The sequence below is a fragment of the Sulfurivirga sp. genome, from assembly GCF_015490265.1.
Classification (GTDB): domain Bacteria; phylum Pseudomonadota; class Gammaproteobacteria; order Thiomicrospirales; family Thiomicrospiraceae; genus Sulfurivirga.
Window position 1 is genome coordinate 1 of sequence record NZ_WFYD01000066.1, and the last position, 18116, is coordinate 18116.

An 18116-nucleotide genomic window follows, 5' to 3' on the forward strand; every position below is an offset into this window, starting at 1 on the left:
CCGGCGAGCAGGGCATGCGGGACGCCCTGCAGACCTGCCGCTGGCTGGCCGACGAGCTGGGTATTGCGCCGGAGGCGGTCTTGCCCTTCTCCACCGGCGTCATCGGCGAGAACCTGCCCATGGAGCGCCTGCACGCCGGCCTGCCGGCGGCACTGGCCAACCTGCGGGTGGACGGCTGGGCTGAGGCCGCCCGCGCCATCATGACCACCGACACCGTGCCCAAGCTGGTCAGCCGCCGGGTGCGGGTGGGTGAGGCCGAGATCGTCATCACCGGCATGGCCAAGGGTTCCGGCATGATCCATCCCAACATGGCCACCATGCTCGCCTTCGTGGCCACCGACGCCCGTGTCAGCCAGCCGGTGCTCAGGCAGACGCTGCAGCGGGCGGTGGACGCCTCCTTCAACCGTATCACCGTGGATGGCGACACCTCCACCAATGACGCCTGCACCCTCACCGCCACCGGACGGGCCGACATGGCCGAGATCACCGATCTGGACACGCCTGCGGGTGCGGACTTCCTCACGGCGGTCACCGATGTGATGCGACAGCTGGCGCAGATGATCGTGCGCGATGGCGAAGGGGCCACCAAATTCGTCACCGTGCGGGTGGAAGAGGGGGCCACCGAAGAGGAGTGCCTGCTGGTGGCCTTCACCATCGCCCACTCGCCGCTGGTCAAGACGGCGCTGTTCGCCTCCGACCCCAACTGGGGGCGCATTCTCGCCGCCGTGGGGCGTGCGGGGCTGGCGGATCTGGACATCGACGCCGTGCGCATCTGGCTGGGGGATGTCTGTATCGTGCGTGACGGCGGGCGTGCGCCGGACTATACCGAAGAAGCCGGCCAGCGGGTGATGGACCGGGACGAGATCACCATCCGTGTCGCGCTGGGCCGGGGCAGCGCGGCGGAGACCGTCTGGACGACCGATCTCTCCTACGACTACGTGCGCATCAACGCCGAATACCGCACCTGAACACCCGTTGTGGCGGAAAGGCGCCGGCCTTCGCCACATTCCACCGTGTTTTTCCAGCTGCCGACCACGCGGGTGCGGCATCATGCCGCAAAAATGGGGGAGACCTCGTTACGGCCACCTTTTGTGCCGTTCCGGCAGGTTTTTCGGGCACGCCGCCGCGCGGTTGGAAATCGACCCGGTAAAAATGGGGGAGACCCCGTCTTCCCGCGCTTTTGGGGCTTTTTCCGGCATTTTTCCGCGCCGTGGCGGCGTGGTTTGAGATCGACCTTGCAAAAACGGGGGAGACCTCGTTGCCAGGCGGGTAAACAGCCTTTTCCGGTAAGAAAAAACGCTTTGACACCATGGTGAGCGGGAAAAATACGCGCTTTCTTCGCCGCGCCAGCGCGCCAGCCTGCAAAATGGAGGAGACCCCGTCTTCCGGGCTTTTCCCCGCTTTTTTCGGAGCGTGGCAGCGCGGCTGAAGATCGACTTGGTAAAAATGGGGGAGACCCCGTATGACGGCAGAGAACATGACGGTTGATGACAGTGTCCTCCATATCGTGCTGGGTGCCGTGCGCCGCGATGGTCGGGTGCTGCTGGAGCGGCGTCGGGATGACCAGCATCAGGGTGGGCTGTGGGCCTTTCCCGGCGGCAAGGTGGAGGCGGGCGAAACGCCTGAGGCGGCACTGAGCCGTGAACTGCGCGAGGAGACGGGGCTGGAGGTCAGCCGCTGGCGACCGCTGATCGCCTATCCGTGGGACTATGAGGACCGCCGGCTGCATCTGACGCTGCTGGAAACCGAGGTTTCTGAGGGATCGCCCGTTCCAAGGGAGGGACAGGCGCTGGAGTGGGTGCCTGTCGGGCAGCTCGCACGGCTGGCCATGCCGCCGGCCAACCGGGGCATGGTGCGGGCGCTCATGCTGCCGGAACGGCTGGCCATCACCGGCGCCTTCGACAGTCCGGAGCAGCTCTATGAGCGCGTGGTGGGGCTGCTCAATCAGGGGCACCGGCTCATCCAGTGGCGCGCGCCGTGGCTCTCCCGCGGCGAATATGTGCAGCACGCCCGCCAGCTGCTCAAGCTGTGTCATGATCATGGCGCCCGGCTGCTGCTCAACGGCGACCCGGCGCTGCTCAATGATGTGCCGGCGGCTGACGGGCTGCATCTGCCCAGCCGCTATCTGAACCATCTGACCGGGCGTTGGCTGCCGCCGGAAAAACTGCTGGGCTGTTCCGTGCATTCACAGGAGGAAATCGCTGCCGCCCTGCGGGGGATGCCGGACTATCTGGTGCTCTCGCCCATTCAGCCCACGGCCTCACACCCTGAGGCACCGCCCCTGGGCTGGGATCGGGCCGCCCGGCTGATCGAGCTGGTGCCGGTGCCGGTCTATGCGCTGGGCGGGCTGGACGGCGAGGCGGTGCCCTCGGCGCGGGAAAAGGGTTTTCAGGGGGTGGCGGCCATCTCCGCCTGGTGGAGCAGCGCCTGAAGCTGTTGGACGGTGCTCGGCCAGTCGCCGCTGTTGTCGATGATGTGGTCGGCCACCGCCCGACGGGCTTCGGGTGCAGCCTGTGCAGCCATGATGGCGTGGCAGGTGGCCTCGTCAAGGCCACGGGTTTCCACACAGCGCCGCAGGCGGGTGGCCTCATCACACTCCACCAGCCACACCTCGTCCACATAGTCCGGCCGCCCGCTTTCGGTCAGCAGGGGGATTTCTACGAATGCCAGTGGGGTGTCCAGATGTGTCAGTTCATCTCGGAGGCGTGCATGGATGAGCGGATGCAGCAGGGCTTCAAGTTGCTCGCGGGCCGCAGGGTCGTTGAACACGATCTGCCGCAGGCGGGGCCGGTCCAGCTGGCCATCCGCCGTCAGCACCGCCTCTCCGAAAGCGTCCACCACCCGTTTCAGCCCCTCGCTGTCCGGGGCGACCACCTCACGGGCCGCCCGGTCGGCGTCCAGCACCGGCCAGCCGATCTCCCGCAGCCAGTCGGCCACGCGGCTCTTGCCGGCGCACAGTCCGCCGGTCAGGGCGATGACGCGTCGGGCGGGCATGGGGGCAGCTCCGGAAGTTCGGTGGGGGTTTCGGCTCTGGGCGCACTGAAGTAGTAGCCCTGCATGGCTTCAACGCCCAGCTTGCGGGCGTTGCAGTACATCTGCTCCGTCTCGATGCCTTCGAAGACGATGGTGTAGCCAGCGGTGTGAATGGCATCGAGGGATTTTTTCATGACGAGGAATTCCTTGCTGTCCCCCGTCTTGAGCACTTCGGAGAAGCTGCGGTCGATCTTGACCGTGTCCGCTGGCAGGTGGGTCAGATAGCGCAGGGAGGAGTAGCCGCTGCCGAAGTCATCCAGGGCGATCTTGAAGCCGTGCCGGCGCAGTGTCTGCAGCTGTCTCACCAGTTGATCGAACTCTTCGATGAGCGCAGTTTCCAGAATCTCCAGCACGATGGTGTAGTGGCCCAGGAAGGGCAGCAGGGGGCGGGTGAGCCGGTCAAGATCGCCTGCCATGAGGGTCTGCACATTGAGGTTGATGCTCACCCCGGTGCCGGCGGGAATTTCCTCGCGGGCCAGCAGTTCGGCCGCCTTGCGGATGACCGTAGTGTCCAGTTGAGTGTGCAGGTGACGGCGGTCCACGACCTTGAACAGTTCGGCCGGGTTGAGAATGCGTTCGTCACGCTCCATGCGCACCAGCAGCTCGTAGTAGGCGATGGCGCCGTCCGCATTCACCACCGGCTGGCGGTAGAGCAAGAGGTGATCACCCCGCTCCACGCCGCGAATGATGTGCTCCACAAGTTCATGATCCAGCAGAATGGCATAGTCGTCCAGTCTGGAGGAGTAGAGGGTGAAGGGCAGGTTGTGCTCCTTGGACCAGCCGAGTGCCGCATTGGCCCGGCTGAGGGCGCAAGAGAAGTCGCAGTTGTCATCCAGCAGCGTGACGCCATAGACGGTGCGCAGCTGAATGTGCGGCAGATCGATCCGTTGCGGCACCTGTTCGGCCACCCGCCGGGACAGGTCATTGATCAGCGAGCGCAGTTCGGCTTCGTCTTTGGGGGCGTCCAGCAGCAGCACGAACTCGTCTCCCGAGAGACGGAAGGCGTGGAAGCCCTGGTGCGCACCCAGCTGTCTGAGCGTCTGGCCGATTTCCCTGAGCAGCTGGTCACCCCTGATTGGGCCATAGGTGTTGTTGAGGGCGCGGAAGTGGAGGATGTCCATGAGGATGAGCACACCCTCGCCCTTGCGTTTCTCCATGACGCGCTTGAGTGCCTCCCGATTGGGCAGCAGGGCGGTCAGGTCCGTCAGCGCCAGTTTGCGGAAGTGGGCTTCCGATTTCCTCAGCTTTTCGAGCATGCGCAGTTTGCGATTGTGGCTCAGGCTGAGCAGTCGGCCCAGGTGGCGCATTTCCCGCACCGGCATGGTGGCCAGCGCGTTCTGTTCCGCCTGTTCTTTCGAACGGTGCAGCTGCAGGAACTGCGCGGCGATCGTCTGCATGGGGGAAAAGAACAGCCGGTTGAACAGCCACAGGTTGAACAGGGAGATGCCGATGAGCAGGATGGCGAGGATGGCCATCATCCGTTGGCTGAGCTTGAGCAGTTCGGTAGCCACGGGGTCGGCTTCGACCCGCACTCTGACCAGTGAGGGCCATTTTTCGAAAGGATGCAGGCCATCTCTGATGATTCTGAGTCTGTCCAGCCGTATCAGGCGCAGGGTGTTGTAGAGCATCAGGGCGCGCACGAAGTCATAGGCTACGCCCACATGCCCGAGCAGCTGGCCGTTCGGCGAACGCACCGGCGCGAAGATCAGCGCGGTCAGTCTGTTTTCAACCGGATCGGCGCGCAGCCAGGTGGAAGCGTGAAGTTGGGCGCCTGTCAGTTGTTCGGGCAGCAGGCCCGGCTGCTGGTTGGCGAAGGCCCGCAATGGCCGCCCGTCCGGTGTGTACAGAATGATCTCCCGGGTGACCGGCAGCCAGTGGAGACTGGTGGGCAGGCTCTGTTTCAGCCAGAAAAGGTAATAGCTGGGATCGACAAACTGCTGCTGCAGCTCCTCCCAGTCAGCCAGCGCACGGGCATTGTTTTCCAGGATCTGCCGGGTATGGCTCATGGCGCTTTCAAGTTCCGCCTCGGCCTGCTCTTTCAATACGGTGCGGTGGTGCTCGTAGAGTTCATTGGTGTCCTTGAACCCCCACGCTATGACCCCGCCAATCAGCAGTGCGTTGATCAGCGCGATCAGCCCGATCCACCCCATGCTGGGGAGGGGGAAGAATTTACTGATGCTCTTTTTCCAGCTCATTCAGCAGCCTGTCCAGATGATCCTGCAGTTCGAATTCATGCTCGCCGTCAAAGAAATGGGAGGCGCCTTCTATGACGATTACCCGTGCGCCCTGCTGCCGATAGGCATCGAGCAGGTCACGTCCTGCCTTGGCATAGCGCCTGTCCGCGCCGCCCATGATGATTTCCACCGGCAGGCGTTGGCTGACGGATTTCAGCCATTGCAGGATATGGGCACGGTCAAGTGCTTCCACATAGCTCAGAAAGCTCTCCGGCGTGGCCAGATAGTTGCCGCGGCAGTAGAGAAAGTGCCACTTCTTCGGCAGCGGATTGCCTGACTTGAGCAGGCTGCGTGCCAGGCTGATCTCTTCCGAGCGGGTGCCCAGTCTGCCTCCGCTGAGGGGAAAGAGGCTGGTGAGAATCAGACCGTGCACGGGGGTCTGTGTGCGCGAAGCCGTCCAGGCCAGCAGCAGGGTGCTGCCGGAGGAATGACCCACCAGAATCACCTGTCGGTGACCCTGCTTTTTCAGCCAGTCGATCCAGTGATCCAGCTCCTGCAGATCGCCCTGCAGGGTGTGGCGGTGCAGGGATGTGCACTGCAGGGGCGCGCGGCGGTGGGTGTAGCAGTAGGAGAGGTTGGGGGCCAGCACCGTCAGGCCGCGTTCTTCAGCGGTCTCGCTCATGGCCCGAACGGTGGAGAATCGGTTGGTGGTCAGAAAGCCGTGGAGGATCAGCACCGCAGGGCGTCCGGTCTCCCCGGGGCGGTAGTCGGCGCTCAGCGTCAGCGGGTGGCCGTTGCGCTCCAGGGTCAGCGTGACGGTGCGGGCCGAGGCCGGCAGCAGCACGAGACACAGGACCAGGCCGGTCAGCCAGCCGGGCAGACATGCGCGCATGGAACCCTCCTCTTCATCTGTTTTTTTGTTTCAGGTTTTTATGTTTTTTTGATACCGCAGCCATTTTATGCATGGCTTCCGGCCCTCGGCAAGCGCGGTAAGCCCGTATCCGGCACCGGGCTGCCGTAAAATGCGCCCGATGAGAAACGGAGGAATGGTCCATGTGCGGAATCTGCGGGAGCGTCCACTGGGATGGTCGGGCAGCCGACGTTGCCCGCCTGCGGCCCATGCTGGAGGCGCTGGCCCGTCGCGGCCCCGATGACGAGGGCATCTGGCAGCAGCGGCAGGTGGCGCTGGGACATCGGCGCCTGGCGATCATCGATCTGTCGCCCGCCGGCCATCAGCCCATGGTGGACGGGGAGCTGACGCTGGCGTTCAACGGCTGCATCTACAACTGGCAGGCGCTGCGTGCGGAGCTGGAGGCGCTGGGGCATGTCTTCCGCTCCCACTCCGACACGGAGGTGATCCTCAAGGCCTTCCGTCAGTGGGGCATCGACTGTCTGAGCCGTCTGGACGGCATGTTCGCCTTCGCCCTGTGGGATGATCATCAGCAGCAGTTGTGGCTGGCCCGTGACCGTTTCGGCATCAAGCCGCTCTACTATGCGCCGGTCGAAGGCGGCCTGCTGTTCGCCTCCAATGTACAGGCACTGCTGGCCACCGGTGAAGTGGACACCGGGATTGACCCTGTCGGGCTGCACCATCAGCTGACCCTCCATGGCGTGGTGCCAGCGCCCCACACGATTCTCAAGGGCGTGCGCAAGCTGCCGCCGGCCCACTGGATGCTGATGCAGCCCAATGGCGAGCTGATCACGCGGCGCTGGTGGCAGTTGGACGCCCGCCGGCCCGATCCGCTGCCGGATGAGGCGGAATGGGTGGAGATCATCCGTGAGCATCTGCAACAGGCGGTGCGTGAGCGCATGCAGGCGGCCGACGTGCCGGTGGGTGTGCTGCTTTCGGGAGGCATCGACTCCAGTCTGATCGTCGGGCTGCTGGCCGAGGCGGGCGCGGAAGACCTGCGTACCTTCACCATCGGTTTCGAGGACGCGCCGGAGGAGAAGGGCAGCGAATTCGAATACGCCGACGCGGTGGCGCAGCATTTCGGCACCCGGCATGAGAAGTTCCTCATTCCCAACGAGGCGGCGCTGGCGCGTCTGCCGGAGGCGGTGCGCGCCATGAGCGAGCCCATGTTCGGGCAGGACGCCATCGGCTTCTATCTGCTGGCCGAGCAGGTGAGCCGCCATGTGAAGGTGGTGCAGACCGGACAGGGGGCGGACGAGGTCTTCGCCGGCTACTTCTGGTATCCGCTGATGCAGGCGGCCGAAGGCGAACCCATCGAGCGCTTCGCGCCCCACTATTTCGACCGCACACATGAGGAATGGCTTGAAACGGTCGCCGACCGCTACCACATTGAGGATGTCACCCGCGCGCTGGTGGAACAGGCGCTCGACATGCCCGGCGCGGACACCTTCATGGACCAGGTGCTGCGCTTTGATGTCACCACGCTGATCGTGGACGACCCGGTCAAGCGGGTGGACAACATGACCATGGCGTGGGGGCTGGAGGCGCGGGTGCCGTTTCTCGACTATCAGCTGGTGGAGAAGGCGTTCGAACTGCCGCCGGAGCTGAAGTTGCGCGATGGCGGCAAGTACATTCTCAAGCGCATCGCCCGCGGCCTGTTGCCGGACAAGGTGGTGGACCGGCCCAAGGTGGCCTTTCCCATGCCGGCGCTCAAATATGTGCGTGGGGAGTTCTACGCCTTCATGCGCGAGATTCTGACCTCGGAGCGGGCCCGTCAGCGCGGGCTGTTCAACCCGGCCTATGTGGAGAAGCTGCTGCGCGAGCCGGAGGCGGACTGGGCCTACACCGCCATTCAGGGCAGCAAGCTGTGGCAGCTGGCGCTGCTGGAGCTGTGGCTGCAGCAGGTGGTGGACGGCATTGCGTGGTAGGATTAGTCGTTAAAGGATTGCAGGTGCGATCCGCCTCCTCGCTCATGGGTTCCGCCGCCGGGTGGCTGTAAGGCTTAAGGCGGGCACGGCGCGTGTCTGACCACAGGGAGTTTGCGCCGTGCTGATCCGCCTCTGACGCCAACAGCCACCGGGGCGGCTCCACAAATCGCAGCGCGGGCGGATCGCCCCTCTGTTCACTTTGGCCAATATAAAGATGGAGGAACCAGAATGGATCAGGCACAGATTGAAAAGGAAACGCTGGAGAAGATCGACCAGATCGTCAAGAACAACCCGGTGGTCATCTTCATGAAGGGCACGCCGCAGATGCCTTCGTGCGGCTTCTCCGCCCGGGCGGCGCAGGCGCTGATCGACACCGGCGAGAAGTTCGGCTTCGTCAACGTGCTGGCGGACCCGGCGGTGTTCGAGTTCCTGCCCAAGTATCAGGACTGGCCCACCTTTCCGCAGATCTACATCGACGGCGAGCTGGTCGGGGGGTGCGACATCACCCTGGAGCTGGCCGAAAGCGGCGAGCTGAAGAAGATGATGGCCGAGGCCAATGCAAAGCATGCCGAGAAGGCGGGCGAGGAGGGCTGAGGCATGATGCGCCAGTGGGTCGCGGTCGGCACGGAAAGCGGCGCGGTCTGGCAGGTGCGTGACAGCGCGCCGCCTGCGCCCGCAGCGGGCGAACTTGTGGTGCGGGTGCACGCCGTATCCGTCAATCCGGTGGACACCAAGCTTTTCGCCGCCCTCAGACCGGGACAAGAGAAGGTGCTGGGCTTTGACGCCGCCGGCGTGGTGGAGGCGGTGGGTGAGGGCGTGACGGATTTTGCGCCCGGAGACGAAGTGTTCTACGCCGGCGATGTCACCCGAGACGGCAGCTTCGCCACCCATCAGCGGGTGGATGCCCGCCTTGTGGCTCGCAAGCCCGAAAGCCTCTCCTTCGCCGAGGCGGCGGCGCTGCCGCTGGTCAGCCTGACGGCGGCGGAGTCCCTGTTCGAGCACCTGGCGCTGCCGTTTCCCGCCGATGGGCGGCTGCTGGTGATCAATGGGGCCGGTGGCGTCGGCTCCATGGCCATTCAGCTGGGTCGGCTGGCTGGGGCCGAGGTGATGGCCACCGCCTCCCGTGAGGAGAGCGCCGCCTGGTGCCGGGCGCTGGGGGCGGATGAGGTCATTGGCCATGACGCCGTGGCTGGCATCGAAGCGGACTGGATTCTCAACGCCGCCCACAACCTGAACGACACGCTGGAAGCCATGGCGCAGGCGGTACGACCCTTCGGCCGGGTATGCGCGTTGGCCAGTGCGAAAGGCCCGGTGGACATCAATCTGTTCAAGGACAAGTCCGTCGGTTTCGAGTGGACCTTCATGTTCACCCGCGCCAAGCATGGCGTGGCGCCGGAGCGACAGGGGGCATGGCTGCGCCGCATCGCCCGCTGGGTGGACGGCGGGCAGCTGCGCGGCATCGCACGCACCGACTGGGGTGAACTGAGTCCGGAGACATTGGCCCGAGCCTTTGAGGAAGTCAGGTCGGGTCGCATGATCGGCAAGGGCGTGCTGACCCTGCCGCAGGAGCCTTGAGGATGCATGAACAGTTCCAACAGGTGCGGGCGCGCATCAGCGACGAGATGCTGGAAGCGGCCTTTGCCGCCTTCTATGACTATCTGACCGGATCGGAGCATTTTCGCGGCTACTTTACTTCGCAGGAGCAGATTGACCGACTGATTCAGGCGCAGAAGGAGAGCTTCAAGAAGGCGCTGACCCTGTCGGAAGAGGACTTCGCCCGTCACTACTACGACCTGGGGGTGCTGCATGTGCGCATCGGTGTGGCCTACGAGGATGTGCTGGCGGGGCTGACGGTCATCCGTGACAGGCTCAATGACTACCATGTCATGCCGCCGGAGTGGCTCTATGCATGGTTCGAGGAGATCGAGCGCCATCTGGCGCAGGGCTATTTCGACTGCCAGCTGCGGGAGTATGTGGACAGTGTGCGGCAACTGCATCACAGTCTCGATCTGCTCGTGCTGGAGGATGCTGAAAGCGACTATCTGACCCGGCCGCTGGACTGGTTCGAGGAGGTCGCCCACCGCTGGCTCAAGGGTGAGCGCAACTTGGGCAGCAAGGTCATTCAGTCCGCAGAGCAGTGCCCGCTGCACGGGCTGATCGAGACCATGCCCATGCGAGGCCCACAGCGGGCTGCCCTGCACCATCTGCACAGAGAACAGCACAGGGTGGCGCTGGGGCTGGATCACTTTCTGGCCGAAGGCAATGCCATGCTGGCCACCTTCATGCTCTCGCGCCTGTATGCCATCTCCATGGCCATGTTCAACCAGATGATGGCGGCGGAGGCCGAGGTGGTGGTGGAGCAGATGAAGCACGACCCGCTCACCGGTCTGCTGACCCGTCATGATCTGGAGCTGACCTTCACCCGGGTCAAGCGCGACTGCGTGCGCCTGCATCGGGGGCTGGGGGTGATCATGGCCGACATCGACCATTTCAAGCGTATCAATGACACCTTCGGCCATCCGGCTGGGGACGCGGTGCTCAAGGCGGTGGCGGCGGAGCTGCGCCGCCATCTGCGCGACCGGGATGTGGCCATCCGCTATGGGGGCGAGGAGTTTCTGCTGCTGATCAGCAGCATCGAGCGGGAGAACCTGTGCGAGGTGGCCGAGCGCATCCGCACCGGGGTGGAACGGCTCAAGATCGTCTTCGAGGGCGAGGTGATCGACCCGCGGATGAGCCTGGGCGTGCTCCATGTGCCGGTCGATGCCATCCGCGAGGCGCCGGAGGCGCTGGTCGGCCGGGCCGACGCGCTGCTGTATGAGGCCAAGCGCAACGGTCGCAACCGGGTCATGTGCGGGGTGTTCGGGTCCGATACGTCCGATGCGGATCAGGCGGAGGCGGGCCGCACCAGCGGGTGAGCGTTGACGATCTGGCAGAACAGCTCTGCGGTCTTGCGGGTGTCATAGAGGGCGCTGTGGGCCTGCTTCTGGTCCCATTCGATGCCGGCGGCCTTGACCGCCTTGGCCAGCACCGTTTCCCCATAGACCAGGCCCGCCAGGGTCACGGTGTCGAAGGTGCTGAAACGGTGGAAGGGGGACTTGACGCCGGCCCGTTCCGCCGCCGCCTGAACGAAGCTCAGGTCGAAAAAGGCGTTGTGCCCCACCAGAATGGCGCGGGTGCAGCCGGTCTCCTTCACTTCGTCCCGGATCGGTTCGAACAGGGTCTGCATCGCCTCCCGCTCGCTGACGGCGCCACGCAGCGGCGTGAACGGGTCTTCGATGCCGTTGAACTTGAGCGCTTCCGGATTGATGTCGGCACCCTCGAACGGCATTACCTCTACTTCGTATTCGTCCGCGACATGGAGCTGCCCCGCTTCATCCATGCGCAGAATGCAGGCGGCCACCTGCAGCAGCGCGCTCCGGTGAGGGTCGAAGCCGGCGGTCTCCACGTCCACCACCACCGGCAGAAAGCCGCGGAAGCGCTGATTGATGCGGGTGACGGGCTGACCGCTCACTGAACTGTCTCCTGATGCAGGGGTTTGAAATAGACGTGACTGCCGCGCTGACGGTTGTAGAGCGCCTGCCGCGGCGCCGGCAGCGCCTCCGGCCCCACCTCGCGGAAGCCCTGCTGCACGAACCAGTGCTGGGTCTGGGTGGTGAGCAGGTAGAGGGCGTCGAGCCGCAGACTGCGGGCGCGGGCCTCCAGCGCCTCCAGCAGCTCGGCGCCGATGCCCTGGTTGCGGTAGTCCGGATCCACTGCCAGGCAGGCGATCTCGCCGGCATGGTCGTCAATGGGGTAGAGGGCGGCGCTGCCGATGATGTGGCTGTCACGCACCACCACGAGGAAGTTGGCGATCTCGGCCTCCAGTTTTTCCCGCTCGCGCCGCACTAGCACACCGGCCTGCTCCAGCGGTTCGATCAGCGCCAGAATGCCGCCCACATCATCGATGGTGGCCTGACGGATTTCGTGATACCGGTCGGCGAAGATAAGGCTGCCCACTCCGTCGAGCGTGAACAGCTCCTTGAGCAGGGCGCCCTCGGCGAAGGCGTTCAGCAGGTGGATGCGGCGCACGTTGCCGCTGATCTCCGCCAGCCGCGGCAGCAGCCAGTGGCGGTGTTGCAGCTGTTGCAGGGTGCGCGCGTTGAGCTGGCGCGGCAGCTCGGGCAGGTCGGCCTCTGGCAGCAGCAGAATGAGCTTGTCAGCCTGCAGGGCGCTGGCCACGGCGCAGGCCTGCTCCAGCGCGTTGAGGTTGAACAGCTCGCCGGTGAAGGAAGGGGTGACCGCCGTCAGCAGCGGGATCTGCCCCTGCGCCAGCGCCGCTTCGATCGCCTCCACCTGCACCTTGCGCACCCGGCCGGTGTGCTGGTAGTCGATGCCCTGCAGCACGCCACGGGGCTGGGCGATGACCCAGTTGCCCAGCGCGATCACCGGCGGCAGGCTGCGGCCTTCCTGACTCTCCGTGCGGCAGGAGACCAGCGCCTGCAGCCGGCTGGCCAGCCGGCCGGTCTCCCCGGCCAGATGGGGGAGGGCGGAGGCGGGGGTGATGCGCTGCTGTCCGGAAAAGAGCACCGGTTCGCCGGCGGCCTCCAGCACCCGGTCGAACTGGTGGCGCAGGCCGGTGGCCAGAATCAGGCGCAGGCCGAGGCTGTGCAGCAGCATCAGATCCTGCAGGGTGCGGCGCAGCATGGCCTCGTCGTCGATCAGCTCGCTGGGCAGATAGACCACGCAGGTCCTGCCCCGGTGGCCGAGGATGTAGGGGGAGGCCTGACGCAGCGCCTGAATGAACGGGTCCTGATTCTGCATGGGTCCGGGCTTTGTGCGAAAATGAAACAATTATATATGGATTGTCTGAAAGGAGACCGTCATGCCCGAATATCGCTCGCGCACTTCCACCCACGGACGCAACATGGCCGGCGCCCGCGCCCTGTGGCGCGCCACCGGCGTGAAAGGCGAGGACTTCGGCAAGCCGATCATCGCGATTGCCAACTCCTTCACCCAGTTCGTGCCCGGCCATGTGCACCTGAAGGACATGGGCCAGCTGGTGGCGCGGGTGATTGAGGAAGCGGGCGGCATCGCCAAGGAGTTCAACACCATCGCGGTGGACGACGGCATTGCCATGGGGCATGACGGCATGCTCTACTCCCTGCCTTCGCGGGAGCTGATCGCCGACTCAGTGGAGTACATGGTCAACGCCCACTGCGCCGATGCGCTGGTGTGCATCTCCAACTGTGACAAGATCACTCCGGGCATGCTGCTGGCGGCCATGCGGCTCAACATTCCCACCATCTTCGTCTCCGGCGGGCCGATGGAATCCGGCAAGACGGTGCTGGGCGGGCAGGAGATCAAGCTGGATCTGGTGGACGCCATGGTGATGGCGGCGGATGACCACTGCACTGACGAGGCGGTGGAGCAGGTGGAGGAGAGCGCCTGCCCCACCTGCGGCTCCTGCTCCGGCATGTTCACCGCCAACTCCATGAACTGCCTGGTGGAGGCGCTGGGGCTGGGTCTGCCGGGCAACGGTTCCATGCTGGCCACCCATGCCGACCGCAGAAAGCTGTTCGAACAGGCGGGCCGGCGCATCGTGGAAATCACCCGTCGCTACTATGAGCAGGATGACGACTCGGTGCTGCCGCGCAGCATCGCCACCTTCGAGGCGTTCGAGAACGCCATGGCGCTGGATGTGGCCATGGGCGGCTCCACCAATACGGTGCTGCATCTGCTGGCGGTAGCGCAGGAGGCGGAGGTGGACTTCACCATGGCGGACATCGACCGCATTTCCCGCAAGGTGCCCAATCTGGTCAAGGTGGCGCCCAACTCCAAGATCTACCACATGGAAGACGTGCACCGCGCCGGCGGCATCATGCGCATTCTGGGCGAGCTGGACCGGGGCGGTCTGATCCATCGCGACTGCCACACAGTGCATGAACCCACCATCGGGGAGGCCATCGACAAGTGGGACATCCGCCGCAATCCGTCGCCGGAGGTGATCGAATGGTACAAGGCGGCGCCCTGCGGTGTGCGCACCACGGAGCCGTTCAGCTGCGACCGCCGCTGGGGCACACTGGACGACGACCCGGTCAACGGCTGCGTGCGCGATCTGGAACACGCCTACACCGAAGAAGGCGGTCTGGCGGTGCTCTACGGCAACATCGCACTGGACGGCTGCATCGTCAAGACCGCCGGCGTGGACGAGGAAATCTTCAAATTCACCGGCAAGGCGCGCATCTACGAGAGCCAGGAGGACGCGGTCAACGGCATTCTCGGCGGCGAGGTGCAGCCGGGCGAGGTGGTCATCATCCGCTATGAGGGCCCCAAGGGCGGCCCCGGCATGCAGGAGATGCTCTATCCCACCAGCTACCTCAAGTCCAAGGGGCTGGGCAAGGTGTGCGCGCTGCTGACCGACGGGCGTTTCTCCGGCGGCACCTCGGGGCTGTCCATCGGCCATGTGTCGCCGGAGGCGGCCGAAGGCGGCAACATCGGCCTGGTGGAGGACGGCGACATCATCGAGATCGACATTCCGGCACGCACCATTCATCTGAAGGTGTCCGACGAGGAGTTGGCCGAGCGCCGCCGCCGCATGGAAGCCAGGGGCAAGGCGGCGTGGAAGCCGGCCAAACCTCGGCCCCGTAAAGTGTCGGCAGCGCTGCGAGCCTACGCGGCCATGACCACCAGCGCGGCCTATGGGGCCGTGCGCAAGGTGGAACAGATCGAACACTGCGTGCAGCGGGAGGATGAGGCATGAACATCGACACCGGCCGTCAGCGCGGCTGCTACTTTCTGTTCGTGGACAATCTGACGCCGGAGGAGCAGCAGGCGCTGTTCGATCTGGCGGTGCAGCTGGCCGGCGCGGATGGCGAGTTCTCCGAGGAAGAGAAGCGCTATCTCAACGCCTACATGGCCCATTTCGGCATCGACATTGATTTCGAGCGGGCGGAAAAGCGCTCGCTGGAGGAACTGGCCGGGGTGTTCAAGTCGCAGGAGTCCCGGGTGATCGCCCTGCAGCAGCTCATCCGCCTGGCCTACAAGGACGGCCACTTCAGCGATGAGGAGCGGGACAAGGTGTTCGCGCTTGCGCAGACCATGGGCCTGAACGATCCGGACTTCCTCATGCGGCTGGAGCGCTGGGTGCGCCAGCTGTTCGACTGGTTCTGGGAAGGCGAGCAGCTGATCGAGGAGGCCGCCAGCCAGCACCGCGCCTGAGACGGGGCCTCCCCCGTTTTTGCAGGCTGCCGCACCGGCCGCGAGTGACATGTCCGCATCCTGCGGTCTGACAGCCTGATCCTCACCCATGACTGCCGCAGGATTGCCGTCCCGCCATGGGGTCTCCCCCATTTTTGCCATTTCGGTTTCTGGCCGCTCGGCGTTGCGCCTGAAAACCTGCCGCATATGAGCGGAAAACCCCGTTTCCACGGGGTCTCCCCTGATTTTGCCGAATGCCGCTGTGGTGCCACCGAGTTTCTCCCTGGCTTTCGGGCGCATGAGCCGCTTTTTCCCAGCGGGTGGGCGTTCTTTCTTTCCCTGTCGACACCTTTTCCGCCTGTTCGGCATCATGCCTGACGGCAATGGCGGCCATTTCGCCTCTCGTCTCGGTGGCAGGAAACTGTCGGCGATTGGGATGGTCGTCCGGTCAGCAATGGGGTCTCCCCCGATTTTGCGGGATCGATTTTCAGCCGCAGCCGCGGCGTAGGGAAAAACCTGTGCTTAGGAGGTGTTCCGGGTGGATTGAGGAGGTAATCAGGGTCAGGCGGGTATGGCGGCTACCCGCTGCCGGAAATGCCGCCGGCCCGGTGTGAGCCGGTAGGCAGATGGGACGGTCAGTGGGCGTTCTGCTGTGCCTTGATGCGGCGGATCAGCGCCTCCTTGGCCGCCTTCTGAATGCGCTTGATCATGTGATACAGGCCGTTGGCCCGGTTTGGGGAGAGGTGCTGCAGCAGGCCCATTTCCTTGAGGAAGTCCAGCGGCGCCTTGAGGATCTCCTCCGGCGTGCGGCCGTTGTAGACGGTCAGCAGCATGGCCACAAGACCGGAGACGATGGCCGCGTCGCTCATGCCCTGAAAGTAGAGGCGCCCGTCCTTTTCCTCCACATGGAGCCACACCTGCGACTGGCAGCCGTGGATGCGGTTTTCTTCCGTTCTGTATTCCTCAGGCATGGCCTGCAGCTGCTTGCCCATGTCGATCAGCAGCTTGTAGCGGTCCTTCCAGTTGTCATAGCGGCTGAAACGCTCGACCAGCTCGCGCTGAACGTCTTCGATACTCTTGTCCGGTGGGGTCAGTTCCATGGGGCCTCCTTGTGCGTGCGTGCCGCAGTGAGCGGGCATTTTAGCGCAAGCGGTAGCGGATCGGGATGGTGACCTCGATGGGCTGGTGCGGCAGCGCGGGTGGGAAAGGGTCGAAGCGGCTGCCCATTGCCTCTTCGATGATGGCACGGGCGGCTTCGTCCAGCACCTCGTGGCCGCTGCGCTGCCGCACGCTCAGCCGGTCGATGCGTCCGTCCGGATGGAGGGTGAAGTGGAGGGTGACCGTGCCCTGCATGCCCAGCCGACGGGCACGGTAGGGATAGGTGTCCTGAGCGAGTCGGGCGATGTGCTGACGCAGACGGTCCAGATAGCGCTGGCGTTCGCCCAGCCATGCGGGCGGGGTGGGCGGTGCCGCCGGCGCAGGCGCGGTCGCGGCGGGCGTTGGAGCGGGTGCTGCGCTGTGGGCGGATTGGGCCGGAGCGGGCCGGTCCGAGGCCGTCGGCTGTCGCCTGAGGGGGTTCCTCGGAGGTTCCGTGCTGGCAGTATGCCGGGAAGTCTGGGGCGCTGTGTTATGCCGGGGCGGAGCGGGTCTGGCCGGTTTTGCAGGCGCGGGTTTCGTGGGCATGGTCTTGCGCACAGGCGGCTTTGCCGGCGTTTTGCGGGGCTTGGCGGGCCGGGGTTTTGCTTTGGGGGGCTTTTGGAGCGTGCGTTTGGGTGGCGGTGTGGAACGGGTGGACTTTTCCACCGCATTTTTGTGGGGCCTGTTCGGTGCGGGCGCGGGCTTGTCAGCGGCCTTGGCAGGCGGCGCTGTTCGGGCTGGTGCTGACTTCCTGGCAGGTGTTCGGGGTACGGCCGGCGCCAGCTCGCTCAGCCGGATGGGTACGGCATGGCCGGCGGAGGCGGGCGCCTGTGCATGGCCCAGCCGGGCCGCCAGCCACAGCAGGGGCGGCAGTACCAGCAGCAGGGTAAGGGCAAAGGCCAGCAGGTGGCGCTTACGGCTGGACATGCTCGGTAAGGATGGTCAGTTGCGGTGTGGGATGCACCGCCTTGATGCGTTCGGCCACGGCGACGAAGTGTTCGAAACGGCAGCGGCGGTCTACCCGCAGGGTGACGGCACGGTGCTGCCGCAGCCGGGCGCTCAGCTGGGGAAGGGTGGCCGGCTGGCCGGCAATGTAAAGCTGACCCTGGGCGTCCAGTGCCACATCAAGCGCCTTCTCCGGCGGGTTGGCCTGCTGGGTGCTCTGGGTCTGGGGCAGTTCCAGTCCGAGGCGGTCCAGGGTGATGAAGGAGGCGGTGACCATGACCACCGCCAGCAACACCAGCATGACGTCGATCAGCGGAATGACGTTGATCTGGTCAAACTTGCGCATGGCGGGCCTGAACCTGCAGCTGGATGACTTCGGCGCGGCGCAGCAGGGCGTTGTAGAGCATCATGCTGGGAATGGCCACCAGAATGCCGCCGGCGGTGGCCTTGAGCGCCATGGCCAGCCCCAGCATGATGGCCTGGGTGGACAGGTTGCCGGCCTGGCCCACCTGCCAGAAGGTGAGCATGATCGCCAGCACGGTGCCGAGCAGGCCCACATAGGGCGCATTGGCGCCGATGCTGGCGATGAGCGTCAGGTTGCGGGTGGTCTCGATGCGGGCCTCTTCCACGCTGAAGAAGCGTTCCGGCCGGGCCTTGCGGAAATAGAGCCAGCGCTCGATGGCCAGCCAGACGACCACGAAGAACATGGCCCCTAGCAGAGAGAAGATGATCGGGTCCAGCCACTGTTGAAGCCAATGCATCATGGCAATTTTCTTCCCTTTGGCTATGATGAGCACATTATAGGAAAGGTTT

The 18116-nt window shown here is 65.0% G+C and carries 17 protein-coding genes; 8 read left to right on the top strand and 9 right to left on the bottom strand.

Annotated elements, in window-relative coordinates; translation table 11 throughout:
• On the top strand, positions 1-968 hold a 968-nt coding region (gene argJ / locus F8K16_RS04860), incomplete at its 5' end, for a bifunctional glutamate N-acetyltransferase/amino-acid acetyltransferase ArgJ (protein WP_294947722.1).
• A 494-nt stretch (positions 969-1462) separates the two neighbouring features.
• Complete coding sequence (locus F8K16_RS04865) at positions 1463-2431, top strand: Nudix family hydrolase (protein WP_294947725.1); 969 nt, start codon at positions 1463-1465, stop codon at positions 2429-2431.
• On the opposite strand, the gene coaE is transcribed toward F8K16_RS04865, so the two are convergent.
• Genes coaE through F8K16_RS04880 form a run of 3 tightly spaced genes read right to left on the bottom strand, consistent with a single transcriptional unit; the run spans position 2389 to position 6099 of the window.
• On the bottom strand, positions 2389-2994 hold the full coding sequence (gene coaE / locus F8K16_RS04870; RefSeq protein WP_294947729.1) for a dephospho-CoA kinase: 606 nt from the start codon (positions 2992-2994) through the stop codon (positions 2389-2391). The genes F8K16_RS04865 and coaE overlap by 43 nt on opposite strands.
• Positions 2967-5228 (bottom strand): GGDEF and EAL domain-containing protein, encoded by a 2262-nt coding sequence (locus F8K16_RS04875; RefSeq protein WP_294947733.1) that lies wholly within the window; start codon positions 5226-5228, stop codon positions 2967-2969. The genes coaE and F8K16_RS04875 overlap by 28 nt, the downstream gene beginning before the upstream one ends.
• A complete protein-coding gene (locus F8K16_RS04880) occupies positions 5203-6099 on the bottom strand; it encodes an alpha/beta hydrolase (protein WP_294947736.1) in 897 nt (298 codons plus the stop codon). The genes F8K16_RS04875 and F8K16_RS04880 overlap by 26 nt, the downstream gene beginning before the upstream one ends.
• 161 nt (positions 6100-6260) lie before the next feature.
• Between F8K16_RS04880 and F8K16_RS04885 the strand changes: the two genes are divergently transcribed.
• The 4 genes from F8K16_RS04885 (at position 6261) to F8K16_RS04900 (ending at position 10960) form a co-directional block, all read left to right on the top strand.
• The gene (locus F8K16_RS04885; protein ID WP_294947739.1) at positions 6261-8045 is read left to right on the top strand and encodes an N-acetylglutaminylglutamine amidotransferase; all 1785 of its coding nucleotides are present in this window, start codon (positions 6261-6263) and stop codon (positions 8043-8045) included.
• A 228-nt stretch (positions 8046-8273) separates the two neighbouring features.
• Positions 8274-8639: a Grx4 family monothiol glutaredoxin gene (gene grxD / locus F8K16_RS04890; protein ID WP_294947742.1), complete on the top strand. Its 366-nt coding sequence runs from the start codon at positions 8274-8276 to the stop codon at positions 8637-8639.
• A gap of 3 nt (positions 8640-8642) precedes the next feature.
• Positions 8643-9620, top strand: coding sequence for a zinc-binding alcohol dehydrogenase family protein (locus F8K16_RS04895; RefSeq protein WP_294947745.1), 978 nt, complete (start codon positions 8643-8645; stop codon positions 9618-9620).
• A gap of 2 nt (positions 9621-9622) precedes the next feature.
• Positions 9623-10960 (top strand): GGDEF domain-containing protein, encoded by a 1338-nt coding sequence (locus F8K16_RS04900; RefSeq protein WP_294947748.1) that lies wholly within the window; start codon positions 9623-9625, stop codon positions 10958-10960.
• Here F8K16_RS04900 and rnt read toward each other — a convergent pair.
• Positions 10930-11556 carry a ribonuclease T gene (gene rnt, locus F8K16_RS04905; protein WP_294947751.1) on the bottom strand — a complete coding sequence of 209 codons (627 nt, stop codon included), beginning with the start codon at positions 11554-11556 and terminating at the stop codon, positions 10930-10932. The genes F8K16_RS04900 and rnt overlap by 31 nt on opposite strands.
• Positions 11553-12845, bottom strand: a complete 1293-nt coding sequence (gene argA, locus F8K16_RS04910; RefSeq protein ID WP_294947754.1) for an amino-acid N-acetyltransferase — start codon at positions 12843-12845, stop codon at positions 11553-11555. The genes rnt and argA overlap by 4 nt, the downstream gene beginning before the upstream one ends.
• Positions 12846-12906: 61 nt before the next feature.
• Between argA and ilvD the strand changes: the two genes are divergently transcribed.
• Both ilvD and F8K16_RS04920 read left to right on the top strand, forming a co-directional pair.
• On the top strand, positions 12907-14784 hold the full coding sequence (gene ilvD, locus F8K16_RS04915) for a dihydroxy-acid dehydratase (RefSeq protein ID WP_294947757.1): 1878 nt from the start codon (positions 12907-12909) through the stop codon (positions 14782-14784).
• Positions 14781-15242 carry a TerB family tellurite resistance protein gene (locus F8K16_RS04920; RefSeq protein ID WP_294947760.1) on the top strand — a complete coding sequence of 154 codons (462 nt, stop codon included), beginning with the start codon at positions 14781-14783 and terminating at the stop codon, positions 15240-15242. The genes ilvD and F8K16_RS04920 overlap by 4 nt, the downstream gene beginning before the upstream one ends.
• Positions 15243-15856: 614 nt before the next feature.
• On the opposite strand, the gene F8K16_RS04925 is transcribed toward F8K16_RS04920, so the two are convergent.
• From F8K16_RS04925 to exbB, 4 genes are read right to left on the bottom strand one after another with little or no spacing between them, the layout of a single operon-like run.
• Complete coding sequence (locus tag F8K16_RS04925; protein WP_294947763.1) at positions 15857-16321, bottom strand: SufE family protein; 465 nt, start codon at positions 16319-16321, stop codon at positions 15857-15859.
• A 40-nt stretch (positions 16322-16361) separates the two neighbouring features.
• Complete coding sequence (locus F8K16_RS04930; RefSeq protein WP_294947766.1) at positions 16362-17285, bottom strand: energy transducer TonB; 924 nt, start codon at positions 17283-17285, stop codon at positions 16362-16364.
• Positions 17272-17649, bottom strand: a complete 378-nt coding sequence (locus F8K16_RS04935; protein WP_294947769.1) for a biopolymer transporter ExbD — start codon at positions 17647-17649, stop codon at positions 17272-17274. The genes F8K16_RS04930 and F8K16_RS04935 overlap by 14 nt, the downstream gene beginning before the upstream one ends.
• Positions 17636-18067 carry a TonB-system energizer ExbB gene (gene exbB, locus F8K16_RS04940; RefSeq protein ID WP_294947772.1) on the bottom strand — a complete coding sequence of 144 codons (432 nt, stop codon included), beginning with the start codon at positions 18065-18067 and terminating at the stop codon, positions 17636-17638. The genes F8K16_RS04935 and exbB overlap by 14 nt, the downstream gene beginning before the upstream one ends.
• Positions 18068-18116: the final 49 nt, after the last annotated feature.